Source organism: Glaciibacter superstes DSM 21135 (genome assembly GCF_000421145.1).
GTDB lineage: Bacteria > Actinomycetota > Actinomycetes > Actinomycetales > Microbacteriaceae > Cryobacterium > Cryobacterium superstes.
In genome coordinates this window covers 137550-156718 of the sequence record NZ_ATWH01000006.1, presented here as the reverse complement: position 1 = coordinate 156718, position 19169 = coordinate 137550, and the positions used below count along the sequence as shown (strand labels likewise).

At 65.0% G+C, this 19169-nt stretch carries 19 protein-coding genes; all 19 read left to right on the top strand.

What is annotated here, in order from left to right; genetic code table 11:
- The first annotated feature begins 4 nt into the window (after window positions 1-4).
- The 19 genes from ruvX (at window position 5) to gmk (ending at window position 19124) form a co-directional block, all read left to right on the top strand.
- Complete coding sequence (ruvX, locus tag K323_RS0110000) at window positions 5-493, top strand: Holliday junction resolvase RuvX (RefSeq protein ID WP_022885149.1); 489 nt, start codon at window positions 5-7, stop codon at window positions 491-493.
- Complete coding sequence (mltG, locus tag K323_RS30230; protein WP_022885148.1) at window positions 493-2001, top strand: endolytic transglycosylase MltG; 1509 nt, start codon at window positions 493-495, stop codon at window positions 1999-2001. The genes ruvX and mltG overlap by 1 nt, the downstream gene beginning before the upstream one ends.
- Window positions 1994-2911 (top strand): shikimate dehydrogenase, encoded by a 918-nt coding sequence (locus K323_RS0109990; protein ID WP_022885147.1) that lies wholly within the window; start codon window positions 1994-1996, stop codon window positions 2909-2911. The genes mltG and K323_RS0109990 overlap by 8 nt, the downstream gene beginning before the upstream one ends.
- 4 nt (window positions 2912-2915) lie before the next feature.
- Window positions 2916-4124, top strand: coding sequence for a chorismate synthase (aroC, locus tag K323_RS0109985; RefSeq protein WP_022885146.1), 1209 nt, complete (start codon window positions 2916-2918; stop codon window positions 4122-4124).
- 1 nt (window position 4125) lies between these two features.
- Window positions 4126-4692 carry a shikimate kinase gene (locus tag K323_RS0109980; protein WP_022885145.1) on the top strand — a complete coding sequence of 189 codons (567 nt, stop codon included), beginning with the start codon at window positions 4126-4128 and terminating at the stop codon, window positions 4690-4692.
- 25 nt (window positions 4693-4717) lie between these two features.
- Window positions 4718-5794, top strand: a complete 1077-nt coding sequence (gene aroB, locus K323_RS0109975; protein WP_051147318.1) for a 3-dehydroquinate synthase — start codon at window positions 4718-4720, stop codon at window positions 5792-5794.
- Between the two features lie 22 nt (window positions 5795-5816).
- Window positions 5817-6275 (top strand): type II 3-dehydroquinate dehydratase, encoded by a 459-nt coding sequence (locus K323_RS0109970; RefSeq protein WP_022885143.1) that lies wholly within the window; start codon window positions 5817-5819, stop codon window positions 6273-6275.
- Between the two features lie 16 nt (window positions 6276-6291).
- Window positions 6292-7086, top strand: coding sequence for a class I SAM-dependent methyltransferase (locus K323_RS0109965; protein ID WP_022885142.1), 795 nt, complete (start codon window positions 6292-6294; stop codon window positions 7084-7086).
- 153 nt (window positions 7087-7239) lie between these two features.
- Window positions 7240-7803: an elongation factor P gene (gene efp / locus K323_RS0109960; protein ID WP_022885141.1), complete on the top strand. Its 564-nt coding sequence runs from the start codon at window positions 7240-7242 to the stop codon at window positions 7801-7803.
- Entirely contained in the window at window positions 7800-8219 is a 420-nt protein-coding gene (gene nusB / locus K323_RS0109955) for a transcription antitermination factor NusB (RefSeq protein ID WP_022885140.1), read from the top strand. Before efp ends, nusB begins: the two co-directional genes overlap by 4 nt.
- Before the next feature lie 61 nt (window positions 8220-8280).
- Window positions 8281-9243, top strand: coding sequence for a DUF4190 domain-containing protein (locus tag K323_RS25295; protein WP_022885139.1), 963 nt, complete (start codon window positions 8281-8283; stop codon window positions 9241-9243).
- A 96-nt stretch (window positions 9244-9339) separates the two neighbouring features.
- On the top strand, window positions 9340-9900 hold the full coding sequence (gene pyrR / locus K323_RS0109945; RefSeq protein WP_026851497.1) for a bifunctional pyr operon transcriptional regulator/uracil phosphoribosyltransferase PyrR: 561 nt from the start codon (window positions 9340-9342) through the stop codon (window positions 9898-9900).
- Window positions 9897-10850, top strand: a complete 954-nt coding sequence (locus K323_RS0109940) for an aspartate carbamoyltransferase catalytic subunit (protein WP_022885137.1) — start codon at window positions 9897-9899, stop codon at window positions 10848-10850. Before pyrR ends, K323_RS0109940 begins: the two co-directional genes overlap by 4 nt.
- A 59-nt stretch (window positions 10851-10909) precedes the next feature.
- Window positions 10910-12244: a dihydroorotase gene (locus tag K323_RS0109935; RefSeq protein WP_033372833.1), complete on the top strand. Its 1335-nt coding sequence runs from the start codon at window positions 10910-10912 to the stop codon at window positions 12242-12244.
- A complete protein-coding gene (locus K323_RS0109930; protein ID WP_022885135.1) occupies window positions 12237-12800 on the top strand; it encodes a PH-like domain-containing protein in 564 nt (187 codons plus the stop codon). Before K323_RS0109935 ends, K323_RS0109930 begins: the two co-directional genes overlap by 8 nt.
- Window positions 12775-13968 carry a glutamine-hydrolyzing carbamoyl-phosphate synthase small subunit gene (gene carA, locus K323_RS0109925; protein ID WP_051147313.1) on the top strand — a complete coding sequence of 398 codons (1194 nt, stop codon included), beginning with the start codon at window positions 12775-12777 and terminating at the stop codon, window positions 13966-13968. Before K323_RS0109930 ends, carA begins: the two co-directional genes overlap by 26 nt.
- On the top strand, window positions 13968-17270 hold the full coding sequence (gene carB, locus K323_RS0109920) for a carbamoyl-phosphate synthase large subunit (RefSeq protein ID WP_022885133.1): 3303 nt from the start codon (window positions 13968-13970) through the stop codon (window positions 17268-17270). Before carA ends, carB begins: the two co-directional genes overlap by 1 nt.
- Window positions 17267-18214 carry an orotidine-5'-phosphate decarboxylase gene (gene pyrF / locus K323_RS0109915; protein ID WP_022885132.1) on the top strand — a complete coding sequence of 316 codons (948 nt, stop codon included), beginning with the start codon at window positions 17267-17269 and terminating at the stop codon, window positions 18212-18214. Before carB ends, pyrF begins: the two co-directional genes overlap by 4 nt.
- Entirely contained in the window at window positions 18204-19124 is a 921-nt protein-coding gene (gmk, locus tag K323_RS0109910) for a guanylate kinase (protein WP_022885131.1), read from the top strand. The genes pyrF and gmk overlap by 11 nt, the downstream gene beginning before the upstream one ends.
- Window positions 19125-19169 lie beyond the last annotated feature (45 nt).

The window sequence follows — 19169 nt, the reverse complement described above, 5'->3', positions numbered from 1 at the left end:
CGACATGCGCCACGGCGTTCGGATCGGAATCGATGTCGGCAAGGCCAGGATCGGTGTGTCCAGGAGCGATCCGCACGGGATGCTCGCCACACCGGTCGAAACCATTAAACGGGACAATTCGTCGCGGCAGGACACCGCGCCCGAAGACAGGACTCGGATCATCAGCATCGTGACGGAGCTGGGCGCCGTTGAGATCGTTGTCGGGCTTCCCCTCGCGCTCTCCGGTGCGACAACCGCGTCAACCTCTGATGCGATCGGGTTCGCCGAAGCGCTGGCCGGCGCGAGCGACGTGCCGGTGCGGCTTGTTGACGAACGCTTGTCCACGGTCTCAGCGCAGGCTGCACTCCGGGCGTCGGGGAGGTCCGCGAGGACTCAGCGTCCAGTGGTCGATCAGGTCGCCGCAACTATAATTTTGCAGCACGCGCTCGATACCGAACGTGCCACGGGCAATCCAGCCGGCACGCTCGTCGACCCGACCGGAGGTGCGTCGTAGTGTCGCATTCCAGGCCACGCCATGGCGGTGGAGAGACTCCGGATCAGAGACCGGCCGAGGACCATGAACCGGCTCCGCACTCTGCCCCGGCTGCCCCGCTTTCTGATCCACAAGCAGAGACCTCTCCTGAGATCGCACCGCGCAGCGACGCGGCATCCGTCGACTGGGACACCTTTCTCGGCGGTTCAGCGGCGAAGGGCGGAAACGGCGTGCCCCACGCCATCCAGCCACCAGCCGACCATGCTCCCGAGCATCACCGGCACCGTGGTCACGATGAACGCGGCAATGAACACCGCGGCAATGACGACCGCCGCGAACCGGGCCACGGCGAATACCACGGTGAACTCCCGTCCCGTCGCGACGTGCGGGAAGCGGAGCACCAGCGGAGCACAAGGGAAAGCCGGCGGGCGCAGCTGGCAGACGATGCACCTCACCAGAAGAACGGGCGCAAGGGAGCGTGGGGCTGCCTCGTCGTTCTTGTTGTCGTTGTGGCGCTGATGGCCGCCGGCGCATTTGCCCTGCAGGGTCCGCTCAGCCAGCTGTTCGCGTCATCCCAGGGGCCGGAAGACTTCTCGGGTTCTGGGGAAGACGACGTCGTCGTCATGATCCACGATGGTGAGATCGGCGAAGACATCGCCAACACCCTGGTCGAGCAGAAGGTGGTCGCCAGCTTCGATGCCTTCTATGACCTACTGCTCAAACAGGAGCCCCAGCCGGTGTTCCAGCCTGGCGCCTACCAACTGAAGACGAAGATGAGTGCCAGGGCCGCCTTGAACGCCCTCACCGATCCGGCGGCGAAGCTCGAGCAGACCGTCGTCGTTCCGGAAGGCACCGCCGCGGTTGATGTGCTCCAGTCGCTGTCGGAGGGCACCGAACTCCCGCTTGAGGAACTGCAGGCGGCCGCTGCCGATGTCGCGTCGTTCGGCCTGCCGCCCGAAGCAACAACGCTGGAGGGCTTCCTGTTCCCCGCCACGTACACCTTTGCCCCTGGCACGACGGCACACGACGCCATCAAGACGCTCGTCGATCGGCAGTTCCAGGCGCTCGATGAGGCCGGCGTCACACCGGACAAGCGCTGGAGCACCATCGTGCTCGCGGCGTTGATCCAGAGGGAAGCGGGACTCCGCGATGATTACTACAAGGTGTCGAGGGTGTTCCTGAACCGCTTGGAACCTGCGCTCTGGGAAACCGGTCTGCTGCAATCTGACGCGACCGTCGCCTACGGCACGGGCAACACCCACCTGGTTACCACGACGGATGCCGAACGGGCCGACGCCGCAAACTCGTACAACACCTATGTGCATCCCGGCATGGTGATCGGTCCGATCTCCAACCCGGGCGACCTCGCGATCGATGCCGCCCTGCACCCGGCAGATGGGCCCTGGCTGTACTTCGTCACCTGGAACCTCGACACAGGAGAGACGATCTTCTCGTCAACACAGGAGGAGCACGAGGCCGGCGTGGCGAAGTGGCTGGCCTGGATGGATGAGCATCCCGAATATGGTTGATTCTCTTCTTCGCTCACGTCGACTCGCTGTTCTGGGTTCGCCGATCGGCCATTCACGGTCGCCGGTGCTTCACGACGCCGCGTATCGCACGCTGGGGCTCCACTGGCGCTACGAGGCCGCAGAAGTCGGTACTGGGGAGCTCGCAGGTTTTGTCTCCGGTCTCGGCGCCGAGTGGCGTGGACTGTCGCTGACCATGCCGCTCAAGCATGAGATCCTCCCGCTGCTCGACGAGACCGATCGCGTGGCAACACTGACCGGAGCCGTCAACACCGTCCTGCTCTCCGACAGCGGAGGGGTTCGGTCGCTCACGGGATTCAACACGGATGTCGCCGGCATCGTTCGAGCGCTGGCGGAGGCCGGACTGCACAGCGCAACCGCCGTGACGATCCTCGGCGCCGGGGCAACGGCATCCTCTGCCGTGGTTGCCGCCGCCGAACTCGGCGCAGAGCGCGTTGACCTGGTTGTGCGCACTTCGGCGAAGGCAGCTGGGCTCGTACGGCTCGGCCGAACGCTCGGCCTGGTCGTGGCGGTGAGCACCTTCGGTGCGGCCCAGAATGCCGGTACGGACGAGAATGCCGGTATGAACGACGGCGAGGCGGTTGCCGAGAGCGACCTGGTGATCAGCACCCTGCCAGGCGGAAGCGATCCCGGCGTGGTGTTTCCTGAGTCGCTCCGCCGCCGGGCCGTTCTCTTCGATGTGGCCTACGCGCCGTGGCCGAGTGTGCTCGCCGAATCCTGGCAGGCGGTAGACGGCACTGTGCTCTCCGGGCTCGCGATGCTGCTGCACCAGGCGCTCGTGCAGGTGCGGATCTTTGTCACCGGTGACCCGTTCGAGGCCCTCCCAGACGAAGAGAACGTGCTCAGGGCTATGAGGGCCGCGCTGGCGCCCGCCCACCCTGTGGAAGGATAGGCATATGCTTCGTTGGCTCACTGCCGGAGAGTCCCACGGCCCTGAACTCATCGCGATCGTCGAGGGTCTGCCCGCTGGAATCCCGGTCTCCCTTGATGCGATCCGCCTCGATCTGGCGCGCCGGAAACTCGGCTACGGCCGTGGCGCGCGCATGAAGTTCGAGCAGGACGAACTGAATCTCTCCGGCGGCGTGAGGCATGGTCTCACCCTCGGTGGACCCGTCGCAGTGCGCATCGGCAACACCGAGTGGCCCAAGTGGGCGGAGGTGATGAGCCCGGAGCCTGTCGATGCGGCGACTCTCAGCCGCGGCCGCGGAGCACCGCTGACCCGCCCGCGCCCGGGTCATGCCGACCTGGTCGGCATGCAGAAGTACGGCTTCGACGAAGCGCGCCCTGTTCTGGAGCGGGCGAGTGCCAGGGAAACGGCAGCGCGGGTGGCGTTGGGCGCGATCGCGCGAGCATTCCTGTCTGAGCTCGGAATCTCCCTGGTCAGTCACACGCTCTCCATCGGCACGGTCAGGGTTCCAGAAGAATCGGCGCTCCCGGTCGCCGGCGATGTCGACGCCCTCGACGCCGACCCGCTGCGCTGTTTCGACCCGCAGACATCCGCCCGCATGGTGGAGGAGGTCGACGCAGCACACCGCGACGGAGACACCCTCGGCGGCGTGGTGGAAGTTCTTGCATACAACCTGCCTCCCGGCCTCGGCTCGTTCGTGCACTGGGACCGCAGGCTGGACTCACAGCTGGCCGCGGCACTGATGGGTATCCAGGCGATCAAGGGCGTTGAGGTCGGCGACGGCTTCCTGACCACCACCAGGCGGGGGTCAGAGGCTCACGACGAGCTCTTCCAGTCTGATGACGGCATAACCAGGTCGAGTGACAAGGCCGGCGGCACAGAGGGGGGAATGAGCACGGGCACCGTGCTGCGGGTTCGCGCAGGAATGAAGCCGATTGCCACCGTTCCGCATTCTCTCCGCACGGTCGACATCAGCACCGGAGAGGCATCGGCGGCGCACCACCAGCGCTCAGACGTGTGTGCTGTTCCCGCGGCCGGCGTTGTGGCCGAGGCCATGGTCGCCCTGGTGCTGGCGAACGCGGTTCTCGAGAAGTTCGGCGGAGATGCCGTGGTCGAGACGCGGCGCAATCTCGAGTCCTATCTCGCCAATATTCCAGCGAACCTGAAAACGGATGCCTCCCGCGGCACGTCGCTCTGACATGTCCGGTTCACTGAACGCCGTTTTCCCACTCGTCTTCATCGGGCCGATGGGTGCGGGCAAATCTCGCGTCGGCCGCAGGGTGGCACGCGACCTTGCCGTGCCATTCGTCGACACCGACCGCAGGATCGAGGCAGAGTACGGCCCGATCGCCCAGATCTTCGCGCGCGAGGGTGAGGACTACTTCCGCGTGCTGGAGCGGGAACTGGTCACCGCCGCGCTCACCGAGGAAGCGGTGGTGTCACTGGGCGGAGGTGCCGTGCTGAACCGCGACACCCAGACTGATCTCGCCGACTGCACGGTTGTCTACCTCACCGTCAGCCCCGAAGCGGTAGCTGCGCGCATCGGCGGCAGCGACAGGCCTCTGCTGAACAACGGCGCGCTGAACAACGGCGCGCTGAACGGCGAGGTGGAGGACCCACTCGCCTCCTGGTTGCGCATCTACGACGAGCGCAGGCCGATCTACGAGGCGCTGTGCAGTACCAGCGTCTCGACGTCTGGCAGGTCTGTCGGTTCCATCGCGGCCGACATCGTCCACTGGCTGAAGGAGAAATCTGGGAATGACTGAATCGAATACCGAAGCCAGCACAATCATGGTCGGGGCCCCGGCGTCGGCCGCAGAGGGAGGCGAAGGGTACCCGGTTGTGGTGGGCAGAGGACTGGTCGACTCTGTTGCGGACCAGCTCGGGCCGAAGGTGCGCAAGGTGCTCATCGTGCACACCTCGACGGTCGGCGCACGGGCCGTCGCCCTGCGCGAAAGCCTGCTCGATCACTACGAGGTGCTGATCGCTGAGGTACCGGACGCCGAGGCGGCCAAACGGGTCGAAGTCGCAGCGTTCTGCTGGCAGGTGATGGGGCAGTCCGATTTCTCTCGAACGGATGCCGTGATCGGGTTCGGCGGGGGAGCGGTCACCGACCTGGCCGGCTTTGTTGCCGCGACGTGGCTGCGTGGAGTGCGGCTGGTGCAGATTCCAACCAGCGTGCTCGGCATGGTCGATGCGGCGGTCGGCGGCAAGAACGGCATCAACACCGCAGAGGGCAAGAACCTGGTCGGCACCTTCTACCCCCCTGCGGCAGTGCTCTGCGACCTGGATACCCTCGATGACCTCCCGCGCAACGAGATCCTCGCCGGTTTCGCCGAGATCGTGAAGGCCGGTTTCATCCAGGTACCCGAAATCCTCGACATTGTCGAGGCGGATGTCGACGCGGTCACCGACCCGACAACGCCACAGTTCCGCCGTGTGCTCGAACTCGCGATCGAGATGAAGGCCCGCGTTGTCGGCGAGGACTTCAAGGAAGCCGGCTTGCGGGAGATTCTTAACTACGGCCATACCCTCGGGCACGCCGTCGAGCACGCAGAGCGCTACGGCTGGCGACACGGGGCAGCGGTGTCTGTCGGCATGATGTTCGCGGCGGAACTGGCGCGACTGAACGGCCGGTTGTCAGACGAGGCGGTCGACCGCCACCGTCGCATCCTCGAATCGCTCACGCTTCCGGTCAGCTACCCGGTCGGCCGCTGGAACACACTGCTTGCCACGATGCAGAGGGACAAGAAGACTCGCAGCGGCATGCTGCGCTTCATCGTGCTCGATGACATCGGCAAGCCGACCGTCCTTGAAGGCCCAGACGCATCGCTCCTGTTCGCCGCCTACCAGGAGATCGGCTCCTGAACTGCTGCCCTAGGCTGTGAGGATGCGCACAGTCCTCGTTCTGAACGGTCCGAACCTCGGTCGCCTCGGTAGCCGAGAGCCCGACGTGTACGGCTCAGCAGACCTCGATGCCCTGCGTGCGCTGCTCACCGAATCGGCCCCGAACGACGTCTCCGTCGACCTTCGGCAGACCGACGACGAGGCAGAACTCATCCACTGGCTGCACGCTGCCGTTGATGAGCGGATTCCGGTGATCCTGAATCCGGCTGCCTTCACGCACTACAGCTACGCGCTGCGGGATGCCGCGGCGCTGGTGACCAAGGCCGGCCTGACGCTCGTCGAAGTGCACCTCTCAAACCCGCATGCGAGAGAGACGTTCCGGCACACCAGTGTCGTGAGCGCCGTCGCAACCGGTGTCATCGCCGGCTTTGGCTTCGACTCGTACCGCCTGGCCCTCGACTTTGTGGTCAACGCCCGGTCAGGAGGCTCAAACGCCCCCTGAGGCGTACTCTGGACGCATGCGCGCAGAGGCGGAGCCGCCGTCATCGTGGGACGGCTTCGAATATGAAAAGGTGTCGGCATTACAGCGCCGCGTCGGTCTCCCATTCGTCGACGCACTCGACCTTGACACACCGCATCGCATTCTCGATGTCGGATGCGGTGATGGATTCCTGACCGAGAAGATCGCGGTGCGATCGCAGGCTGATGTCGTCGGCGTTGACTTCTCAGCTGCAATGCTCGCTCGGGCGCGCGAACGGAGTTCCGAACGATTGAGCTTTGTGGAGCTCGACGTGAACACGATGGTGTTCGACGAACCGTTCGACCTGATCGTGTCGCTGAATACGTTGCACTGGGTTCTCGACCTGCCTGGCGCGTTCGCGCGACTGTTCGCGGCAGAGGCCGACGGCGGGCAACTCGTCTGCCAGTTGGTGGGCGCATCAGAGGTGCCGGCCATCGAGGATATGGCCGTCGTGATCACGAAGGAGAGCGCGTGGCGGTCCTCCTTCGAACCGGACTTTCGCCCCTACGTTCATCCTGCCGAGTCTGAGCTGCGCCAGAGCGCGGAGGGTGCTGGTTACCGGTGCATCGAAATCACAGCGTGGACCGAGAGATTCACCTTCCCGTCCGAACGGGACTTTCAACGATGGTGCGCGGCCGGCATGAGCGTGTGGACCAACCTGTTGCCAGAGGCCCGACGCGCTTCGTTCATCGACGCGGTGGTGGCGCGCTACTCGGGTTTGCACGGAGTACCACGCGAGTTCCAGTTCGCGCAGGTGCGCGTGAGCGCTGAGCGGCCGCGCCAGAGCGCATGAGCGCTAACGCCTGGCACCGTTCCACGCGGCGGGGTTGACGGTGACAGACATACCTCTTTGGCCCTGAGGGGGCGCGGCAACTACACTCGTCACAGGCCTGCCGGGCACTGCCCGCGGCCACGAACATCTCCCAATCGAACGGATCACCCCTTCATGGCCTCTACCGCCGATATCAAAAATGGCGTTGTACTGAAGATCGACGGTCAACTCTGGACTGTCATCGAGTTCCAGCATGTCAAGCCAGGCAAGGGCGGCGCATTCGTCCGCACCAAGCTGAAGAACGTCGTCAGCGGCAAGACCGTTGACCGCACCTACAACGCCGGCGCGAAGATCGAGACAGAGAACGTCGACCGACGCGACTTCTCCTACCTCTACGCCGACGGTGACTCGTACGTGTTCATGGACGTGTCCGACTACGACCAGCTGAGCGTTTCCGCGACCGTCGTCGGCGATGCCGCCAACTTCATGCTCGAGAACCAGTCCGTCACCGTTGCGCTGCACGACGGCAACCCGCTCTATGTCGAGCTGCCGGCATCCGTCGTCTTGGAGATCACCTACACGGAGCCTGGCCTGCAGGGCGACCGTTCCACCGGTGGCACCAAGCCGGCCACCGTCGAGACCGGGTACCAGATCCAGGTGCCGTTGTTCCTCGAGCAGGGCACCAAGGTCAAGGTCGACACCCGCACCGGTGACTACCTCGGCCGCGTCAACGAGTGAGCGCCCGTACCAAGGCGCGGAAGCGCGCCTTAGACATCCTCTACGCTGCCGATGTGCGGCAGATCACCGTCGAAGCCGCCCTGGCCACGGAGGCGGAACGTGCTGCCAGCGAACCGGCGCGAGCTGCCTCGTGGCTCTACGCGCGTGAGATCGTCGACGGTGTCGTTGACCACAAAGATGAGATCGATGAGCTCATCGAGACATACTCACAAGGCTGGACACTCGCCCGGATGCCGGTGATCGACCGCGCGATCCTGCGCATCGCGATCTGGGAGCTCCTGCACAACGACGAGGTGCCGCACGCTGTGGCCATCGACGAGGCGGTCGAATCAGCCAAGACGCTGTCGACGGATGACTCTGCCGGGTTCATCAACGGACTCCTCGGCCGGATCGCCCAGACCGCTCCATCTGCCTGATTGTTTTCATCGGCTTGATGCGTTTCATTGGCTTGGCCCACCGCTTTATCCAGGGGGATCTATGACGAACACACCGCAGCCGAACACACCGCAGCCGTATCAGGGGCAGCAGCCATATCAGGGGCAGCCCTTTGCGCCGGGGCCTCGCACGAACGTCCTGGCGATCATCTCGCTGGTGTCGGCGTTCTTCGTTTCGCTGGCTGCCATCATCACCGGTCACATTGCCCTCGGTCAGATCAAGCGCACCGGTGAAGCCGGCCGCGGGTTGGCGATCGCGGGCCTGGTACTCGGATATGCCGGTGTGCTCGTCACGGTGCTCGCCGTCTCGTTCGTCCTGCTTTTCTCGGTGGGTGTCGGCGCCTTCATCGCGGCGGTCTCGTCGTCTGTGCCGGGGCCAGTGGCATCGTCCGTCTCACCGGAAGCGTCATCTGAACCCTCGCCCGACCTTCCTTCAGGCACGGAGGGGGCGGCCCATTTTGACGACGGGTATCTCCTTGTCGGAACGGGCAGCCAGGTCGTCGACGTCTATTTCGACCCGATGTGCCCGTACTGCGCCCAGTTCGAGGAAGCGAACGGTGGGTACCTCGCCGAGCTGGTCGCCGATGGATCGATCACTCTGCGCCTGCACGCACTGACCTTCCTCGACACCGCGTCGCAGGGCACGGAGTACTCGACTCGTGCAGCGTCAGCACTCACCTGTGAGGCCACACTCAACCCGGATTCAACGCTCGACTATCTGGCGGCCCTGTATGAGAACCAGCCAGAGGAAGGCACAGAAGGCCTGAGCGACGATGACCTGGCCGCGTTGTCGAACGGCAGTGCGAGCATCGCCGGGTGCATCGAAGACGGCGAATACCAGTTGTGGGCGCAGCAGAACACTGACGACGCACTCTACGGGCCGATCCCCGGGTCTGAACTTCCGTCCATCGAGGGCACACCAACCGTGCTCGTGGACGGGCTGCAATACCAGGGGAGCATCACAGACCCGGCGGCATTCGCCGCATTCCTGACCGGCGGCAGCTGACTGCTAAGCTATCCCTCGGTTGACATACATGCAGTAGGCATCCTTACAGTAGACATCCTTTAAGGGCCGTCCAGAGAGACGGGGAAGGAGGTCGGTTTGATGGCACGCACCGTGCTCGCTCAGGCTGACATTGACCGGGCGCTGACTCGGATCTCGCACGAGATCCTGGAGTCCAATCGCGGTCCGGATGATCTGGTCATCCTCGGTATCCCCACCCGCGGCGTCGTGCTCGCGCAGCGCATTGCCGCGTCGATCCGCCGCATCGAACCGAATGGGGCGGCCGTCGCCGTCGGTTCCCTCGACGTCACCATGTATCGCGACGACCTGTCGCGCACCACGACGCGCACGCCGTCCCCTACACACGTACCGGGTTCCATCGACGGCCGCACTGTCGTTCTTGTCGATGATGTGCTCTACTCCGGCCGCACCATCAGGGCCGCGCTCGATGCGCTCGGTGATCACGGGCGCCCAAAGATCGTCAGGCTCGCCGTCCTGGTGGATCGCGGGCACCGCGAGTTGCCGATTCGCGCCGACTTTGTCGGGAAGAACCTGCCGAGCGCAGCCACTGAGCGCATCAACGTGCACCTGGCCGAGACCGATGGTGACGAGTTCGTGAGCATCGAGACCATGAGTACAGACGGGGGAGTGGGCGCGTGAGACATCTCCTGACGACCAAGGGTCTCGACAGCGATACCGCAATCACCCTGCTCGACGTCGCAGAAGACATGGCTGATGTCGCCGATCGCGAGATCAGGAAGCTGCCGACGCTGCGCGGCAAGACCGTCGTCAACCTGTTCTTCGAAGACTCGACACGCACCAGGATCTCGTTCGAAGCTGCCGCCAAACGGCTCTCTGCCGACGTCATCAATTTCAGTGCAAAGGGCTCGAGTGTCTCCAAGGGGGAGAGCCTGAAGGACACCGCGCAGACTCTCGCCGCGATCGGGGCCGACGGCGTCGTCATCCGTCACCCGGCTTCTGGCGCTCCCCAGGTTCTCGCGGACAGCGGCTGGATAGACGCCGGCATCATCAACGCAGGCGACGGCACCCATGAACATCCGACCCAGGCGCTGCTTGACGCCTTCACCATCCGCCGCCGCCTGCACGGAAAGGCCTCGCGCGGCAAAGACCTCGACGGAGTCACCGTGACGATCGTCGGAGACATCCTGCACTCGAGGGTCGCGCGATCCAACGTATGGCTGCTCGCCGGCCTTGGTGCCGATGTCACGCTGGTGGCGCCGCCGACCCTGGTGCCGGCTGACACCTCTGGATGGCCTGCGCGTGTGGAATTCGACCTTGACGCCGCCGTCGACACCCAGCCGGATGTCGTGATGATGCTGCGTATCCAGGCCGAACGGATGCACGGGTCGTTTTTCCCCAACAGCCGGGAGTACTCGAGGCGGTGGGGCCTTGACGATGCGCGTTTTGCCAGACTTGGCACGGATAGCATTGTGATGCACCCCGGACCGATGAACCGCGGGCTCGAAATCTCTTCGATGGCGGCCGACTCACAGCAATCGACGGTGCGCGAACAGGTGGCCAACGGGGTTTCGGTGCGGATGGCCGCGCTGTATCTGTTGCTGTCCGGCGACCGGGAGGGTACGAAATGACGACTGCACAACGCCCGCCAACCCCAAGTCTGCCGACGCGTGACCTGCCCACCCACACTGTGCCGACGAACTACCTGATCGGCGGGGCCGCGCTGCCGGACGGTACGCGTGCAGACATTCTGCTCGCCGATGGGCGTATTGACGAGATCGGCACCGGCATCTCGGCAGCCGGCGCAACCAGGATCGATGCCGACGGACTGGTCGCGCTTCCTGGCCTTGTCGACCTGCACACGCACCTCCGCGAGCCGGGTTACGAGCAGAGCGAGACGGTCCTCACCGGGAGCCAGGCCGCAGCCCGCGGCGGGTTCACGAGTGTCTTCGCGATGGCGAACACGTCGCCGGTGCAGGACACCGCAGGAGTTGTCGAGCAGGTTCTCGCGCTCGGTGAGGCGGCCGGCTACGTCACTGTGCAACCGATCGGTGCCGTCACCGTCGGTCTGAAGGGTCAGAGCCTCGCCGAGCTCGGCGCCATGGCCGCAAGCCGCGCGCGTGTGCGGGTGTTCTCCGACGACGGATTCTGTGTGTCTGATCCGCTCCTGATGCGCAGAGCCCTCGAATATGTGAAGGCATTCGGCGGAGTCGTCGCCCAGCACGCGCAGGAGCCGCGCCTCACTGAAGGCGCACAGATGAACGAGGGCGCACTGTCTGGGGAACTCGGACTTGCCGGGTGGCCGGCTGTGGCTGAAGAATCGATCATCGCCAGGGACGTGCTGCTCGCAGAGCACGTCGGCTCGCGGCTGCATATCTGCCACGTCTCGACCGCCGGCTCTGTCGATGTGATCCGCTGGGCCAAAGCCCGGGGCATCGACGTGACGGCCGAGGTCACGCCCCACCACTTGCTACTGACCGAGGACTTGATCGCCGGCTACGACGCCAGGTACAAGGTCAACCCGCCGCTTCGTCGCCGGGAAGACACCGAGGCGCTGCGGGCCGGCCTGGCCGACGGCACGATCGACATCGTCGCCACAGACCATGCACCGCACCCGGTCGAAGCCAAGGACTGTGAATGGGATGCCGCGGCGAACGGAATGGTCGGGCTCGAGTCGGCGCTTTCGGTCGTGCACGCTTCCGTGGTCGCCAACGGGCTTCTCGACTGGGCGGATGTCGCGAGGGTTCTGTCGCAGACACCGGCGAGGATCGGCAGGATTGAAGGCCAGGGCCATTCGCTGGCTGCCGGCGCTCCAGCCGAACTCACGCTGTACGACCCTGCGGTGAATCGCGTCTTCGGAACCGACGACCTGTCAGGCAAGGGAGTGAATTCTCCGTACCTCGGCGTGACGCTTCCTGGCCGGGTTGTTTCGACCTTCCACCGGGGCTATCCGACGGTTCTGAACGGCCAGCTGCAGGATGCCAGCCTGATTGCCGACGCCGGGCGGGAGTCTCCGCGTGGATAGGATCCTTCCCGGCATCATCGTCGCTCTCGTTCTGATCGGCCTGCTCGCGCTCATGTGGCGCGGCTGGCGACGCCGAAGCGCACGAGACGCCGACGTGCCTGCTGGGCATCCGCTGCCCACCGAGTTGTCGCCCGAACTGGCGCGCGCAGACGTCTACTACGTCGCGACCACTCCGCGAGACGTTCCCCTCGAGCGCCTGGCCGTGCGCGGGCTCGCTTTTCGGGCCCACGGTGAGCTGCTCGTCACAGGTGAAGGGCTCGTCCTGAACCTGGATGGCGAAGAGGCCTTCTTCGTTCCTGCCGGTGCCATCGACGCCCTCACCGACGCGACCTGGACGATCGACCGCGCGGTCGAACCCGGAGGGCTTGTGCTGCTCGGCTGGATGCTCCCAGGTGACGATCATCGTCAGGTCGACAGTTACTTCCGCATCACCGATCCGGCCGGGCGCGAGCGGATCGTGACCGCCATCACCTCCATCGCGCCTCAGTCCATTACACCCAGCTCCAACGCACCCACGCCGACAGGCCAGGATGCCAGTACCGAAAGCGAGGTCTAGCGTGAGCTACCCCACCACCACCGCACCGGCCGTACTCGTCCTCGAAGACGGCTCGCGATACGTGGGCAACACCTACGGAGCGCTCGGCCAGACCCTCGGTGAGATCGTCTTCGCCACCGGTATGACCGGTTACCAGGAGACCCTGACCGACCCGTCGTACGCCGGACAGATCGTGCTGATGACGGCGCCACACATCGGCAATACCGGTGTGAACGACGAGGACCAGGAATCCAGACGAATCTGGGTGTCGGGCTTTGTCGTGCGTGATCCTTCCCGCATAGTGTCGAACTATCGCGCCCAGCGCAGTCTCGATGACGATCTCGAAGCTGGCGACGTGGTGGGGATCAGCGGCATCGACACGCGCGCGGTGACCCGACACATCCGCTCGCAGGGTGCCATGCGTGCCGGTATTTTCTCCGGTGACCGGTTCGGCCTGTCGGACTCTGAACAGCTCGACCTGGTGCAGGGTGGCGTGCAGATGCGCGGGCGCAATCTCTCTGACGACGTGTCGACCGTCGAGCCGTTCTCCCTGCCGGCGGTAGGCGAGCGCATCGGCTCCGTTGCCGTGCTCGACCTCGGAGTCAAGACCTCGACCCTGAACTATCTTGCCGAGCGTGGGTTCGAAGTGCTGGTGTTGCCACAGTCGGTGACCGCTGAGCATGTGCTGAGTCTGAAACCGTCCGCCCTGTTCTTCTCGAACGGCCCTGGCGACCCGGCGGCATCCGAAGCGCACGTCAGATTGCTGCGTGAGGTGCTCCGGGCCGGTGTGCCGTATTTCGGCATCTGTTTCGGCAATCAGCTGCTCGGCCGCGCCCTCGGGTTCAGCACATACAAGCTGCCGTTCGGCCACCGGGGGATCAACCAGCCGGTGCTCGACAAGACCACGGGTCGGGTGGAGATCACCTCGCAGAACCATGGTTTCGCCGTCGACATGCCGATCGAGGGAATCAGCGAGTCCCGTGAGGGATTCGGCAGGGTCGAGGTGAGCCACTACAGCCTGAACGACAACGTGGTCGAGGGCATCCGTTGCCTCGATCTCGACGCATTCAGTGTGCAGTACCACCCGGAGTCGGCCGCCGGACCGCACGACGCGAACCATCTTTTCGACCGGTTCAGGGATGTGGTGGTTGCCAGAACGGCGGCCGCCGGAGCAGGAGACGCCAAGTAATGCCCAAACGCGACGACATCAACAGCGTCCTGGTCATCGGAAGCGGCCCGATCGTGATCGGTCAGGCCTGCGAATTCGATTACTCGGGTACGCAGGCCTGCCGAGTGCTGCGCGAAGAGGGCGTGCGCGTCATCCTCGTCAACTCCAACCCGGCCACGATCATGACCGACCCGGACTTTGCCGATGCCACCTACATCGAACCGATCACCCCGGAGATCATCGAGTCCATCATCGCCAAAGAGCGGCCGGATGCGATCCTTCCGACGCTCGGCGGCCAGACGGCACTGAACGCGGCGATCCAACTGCACGAAATGGGCATCCTCGAGAAGTACGACGTCGAACTCATCGGCGCCAAGTTCGAGGCCATCCACAAGGGTGAAGACCGCCAGATCTTCAAAGAACTGGTGATCGAGGCCGGGGCCGAGGTCGCCCGGTCCCACATCGCCAAGACCGTTGAAGAGGCCGTCGGGTTCGCCGAAGACCTCGGCTATCCGCTGGTCGTGCGCCCGTCGTTCACCATGGGCGGGCTCGGCTCAGGCTTCGCCTACACCGAGTCCGAGCTCCGGCGCATCGTCGGTGATGGTCTGCACCAGAGCCCGACGACCGAGGTGCTGCTCGAGGAATCCATCCTCGGCTGGAAGGAATACGAGCTCGAGCTGATGCGCGACACGGCCGACAACACTGTTGTGGTCTGCTCGATCGAGAACGTCGACCCGGTCGGCGTGCACACGGGCGACTCGATCACCGTCGCCCCGGCGCTCACACTCACCGACCGCGAATACCAGAAGCTACGCGACATCGGCATCGACATCATCAGGGCCGTCGGCGTCGACACCGGCGGCTGCAACATCCAGTTCGCCATCGACCCAGCCGACGGCCGCATCATCGTCATCGAGATGAACCCGCGGGTGTCCCGCTCCTCTGCGCTGGCCAGCAAGGCGACCGGCTTCCCGATCGCGAAGATCGCCGCCAAGCTCGCCCTCGGCTACCGCCTCGACGAGATCCCGAACGACATCACCAAGGTGACCCCGGCCAGCTTCGAGCCGACGCTGGACTACGTGGTCGTCAAGGTGCCGCGGTTCGCTTTCGAGAAGTTCCCTGCAGCGGATGCCAGGCTCACCACGACCATGAAATCGGTCGGCGAGGCGATGGCGATCGGCCGCAACTACGCCTCAGCCCTGCAGAAGGCGCTCCGTTCGCTGGAGAAGCGAGGTTCGTCCTTCCACTGGGGTGCCGAATCGCGCACCGTCGACGAGCTGTTGATCGAGTCCGAGATCCCGACCGACGGCCGGATCGTCACGGTGCAGCAGGCTCTCCGCAAGGGTGCCACGATCGACCAGGTCTTCCAGGCCACGAAGATCGATCCATGGTTCATCGACCAGATCGTTCTCATCAACGAGATCGCCGACAGCGTCAGCGCCTCAGAGACGCTGGATACCGACATTCTCCGGCTGGCCAAGGACCACGGCTTCTCCGACGCGCAGATCGGCGAACTGCGCGGCTTCGGCGAAGCGGATGCCAGGAAGGTGCGTCATATTCTCGGCATCCGCCCGGTGTTCAAGACGGTCGACACCTGTGCGGGCGAGTTCCCCGCCCTGACGCCGTACCACTACTCCAGTTACGACCAGGAGACCGAGGTGTTGCCGAGTGACCGCCGGAAAGTCGTCATCCTCGGCTCAGGACCGAACCGGATCGGCCAGGGAGTCGAGTTCGACTACTCCTGCGTGCACGCGTCGTTCGCGTTGTCTGCGGCAGGGTACGAGACGGTCATGATCAACTGCAACCCGGAGACCGTCTCGACGGACTACGACACCTCTGACCGGCTCTACTTCGAGCCACTCACACTCGAAGACGTGCTCGAAGTGATCCACGCCGAGAGCCAGAGCGGCGAGTTGGTCGGCGTCGTGGTGCAACTCGGCGGCCAGACTGCGCTCGGCCTCGCCAGGGGCCTTGAAGCCGCAGGCATCCCGATTCTCGGAACCACTCCAGACGCGATCGACCTGGCAGAAGAGCGCGGCGCGTTCTCCCGCATCCTCGACGCTGCAGGCCTGCTCGCCCCGCGCAACGGCACCGCCGTGGACTACACCGGTGCGGTTGCCGTTGCTGAAGAGATCGGGTACCCGGTGCTGGTGCGGCCCAGCTACGTGCTCGGTGGCCGCGGCATGGAGATCGTCTACGACAGCCCGTCGCTGGCCGACTACTTCACGAGGATGCAGGGCCAGGGCATCATCGGGCCCTCCCACCCGCTCCTGGTCGACCGGTTCCTCGACGACGCGATCGAGATCGACGTCGACGCGATCTACGACGGCCACGAACTCTATATCGGCGGTGTCATGGAGCACATCGAGGAAGCCGGCATCCACTCTGGTGACTCGAGCTGCACCCTTCCGCCGGTGACCCTCGGCCGGGCGGAGATCGACCGGGTGCGCGCCGCGACTCTCGCCATCGCAGAAGGCATCGGCGTGCGGGGGCTCCTCAACGTGCAATTTGCGATCGGCGCGGGTGTGCTCTACGTGCTCGAGGCAAACCCCCGCGCATCCCGTACGGTGCCGTTCGTCGCGAAGGCGCTCGGCATCACGCTCGCGAAAGCGGCAGCGCTGATCATGGTCGGCAGGGCCATCGCCGAACTCAAGGCAGACGGTCAGCTGCCGCTTGTTGACGGGTCCCGGGTTCCGATGGACTCACCGGTCGCCGTCAAGGAAGCTGTGCTCCCGTTCAAGCGCTTCCGCACTCCGGAGGGCGATGTCGTCGACTCCGTCCTCGGCCCGGAGATGCGCTCGACCGGCGAGGTGATGGGGATCGACCGCGACTTCCCCCGCGCTTTCGCGAAGAGCCAGCTCGCAGCCTACGGCGGGATGCCCCTGGATGGCACGGTGTTCGTCTCGGTCTCCGACCGCGACAAACGCGCCATCATCCTGCCGGTTCTTCGTCTGCAACAGCTCGGGTACACCATCGTGGCGACGGCGGGAACGGCCGAGGTGCTCAAGCGCAACGGCATCGAGGCGGGAATCGTGCGCAAGTACAGCGAGAAAGACGATGCTGCCGACGAATCGATCGTCGAGCTGATCCGTGACGAAAAGGTGCACGTGGTCATCAACACCCCTGGTGGGCGCACCGCGCGAGCGGACGGGTATGAAATCCGTGCAGCAGCGGTTGCCGCCGACCTGCCGCTGTTCACAACGATCGCCGAGCTCAGCGCTGCCGTCGGTTCGCTTGAGGCGGTGCAGACCGGATTCGACGTGACCTCGCTGCAGGAATACGCGATAAGGCGAGCGGCGGGGATCGCCGCGGCGGCGCTGTGAGCAGCGGAACCGAGGTCGACCGCACTGTGACCTACGGCGCCGCTTCCTCGTTCGGCGAGCGGGTCGAGACCGCCTTCTCCGAGCGAGGTCGATTCTGTGTGGGGATCGACCCGCATTCGTGGCTGCTCGGCGAATGGGGGCTGCCCGACACGGCCTCGGGGGCGGAGTCGTTCGGTCGCACGGTGGTCGAGGCCGCCTCCGGCGTGGCGGGAATCGTCAAGCCGCAGGTGGCGTTCTTCGAGCGATTCGGCGCCGAAGGTTACCTGGCGCTTGAACGGGTTCTCGCGGATGCAAGGGAAGCGGGACTCCTGGTCATCGCCGACGGCAAGCGCGGGGACCTCGGCACCAGCGTTGCGGCGTACGGCGACGCGTGGCTTTCCCCTGGGTCGCCCCTTGAGGCCGATGCACTCACCGTGCACGCGTACCTGGGCGTCGCTTCCCTTCTCTCCGTCATCGCGCAGGCCGAAGACAACGGCAAGGGGCTTTTCATCCTGGCCGCGACGTCTAATCCGGAAGGCGCCCAGCTGCAAGGCTCCGTTGTCGCCACCGGACCGCGAGCCGGGATGTCGGTGGCGGCCGGCATCCTCGCTGATGTGGCAGAACACAATGCGCAGGTGGCACTGGCCAAACAGACAACTCAGCTGCGGTTCGGGTCGATCGGTGTCGTCCTCGGGGCGACCCTCGATCTGGCGCAGTTCGGAATCAACGTCTCCGGCGATGTCGATGGGGCACCCGCGGCGGCCCTCACGCCGGTGCTTGCCCCCGGCTTCGGCCACCAGGGCGCTGAGGTCCGAGAGCTGGGGGCGATCTTCGGCCGGTACGCGCCAGGCGTTATCGTAAGTGAATCACGCAGCGTACTGTCGGCTGGTCCCAACCGTCTTCGGCAGGCGATTGCACGCAGAATCGATGAGGTAACGGAAGCAGGAGCCGATCATGGCGAATAAGCGCCCCGATCCACCAGAAGTCGACCGCGCTGCCGCGTCTCGTGCTGCCGTCGCGGCCAGGCGTGCGCGCGCCGCAGTGAAGGCACAGGTTGCCTCAGGCGAACGAAGCGCGCTCGAAGTACTGACCGCCGCCGTGAACGACCGTGACGGCGTCGAGGGCGGCCTTCGAACGACCGAACTGCTCACCAGTATCCCGGCCATCGGGCCGACCAAGATGCACCGGATCATGAACGATCTGGGGATCTCGCCGATCAAGCGACTGGGCGGACTCGGCGTGCATCAGCGGGAACGACTGCGCGACTACCTCGCAACGCGCGCAACCACTCGCAGGGGGACAGGCCTGTCAAGCCTCGTGGTGCTGGCCGGCCCGACTGCGGTGGGCAAAGGCACCGTCGCCGGGTACATTCGCGAAAACTACCCGAACGTGTTGCTCTCGGTTTCAGCGACAACGCGAAAGCCGCGCAAGGGTGAAGTCGAGGGTGTCAGCTACTACTTCGTCGATGACGCCGAGTTCGACCGGATGATCGCAGCTGACGAGCTGCTGGAGTGGGCTGTCGTGCATAACGCGAGTCGCTACGGTACACCGCGGCGACCGGTGGATGAGGCGATCACTGCAGGCAAGAGCGTTCTCCTGGAGATCGACCTCCAGGGTGCCAGAGCCGTGCGCCGCGCCATGCCGGAGGCCAGGCTGGTCTTCCTGCTGCCACCGAGCTGGGAAGAGATGGTGCGTCGCCTGATCGGGCGTGACACCGAGGATTCCACGGAACAGGCACGTCGTCTGGAGACCGCGAAGCTTGAATTGGCGGCCCAGGCGGAGTTCGATTATCGCGTTGTGAACGCCGACGCAGGCGAAGCGGCGCGAGAGGTCGTAGACTTGATGGAGTTTCACGGGGCATTGGCGCGCCCATAACGTGCTTTTTCCCCGGTTGTGTGCCCATTTCGGTACACGGTTATG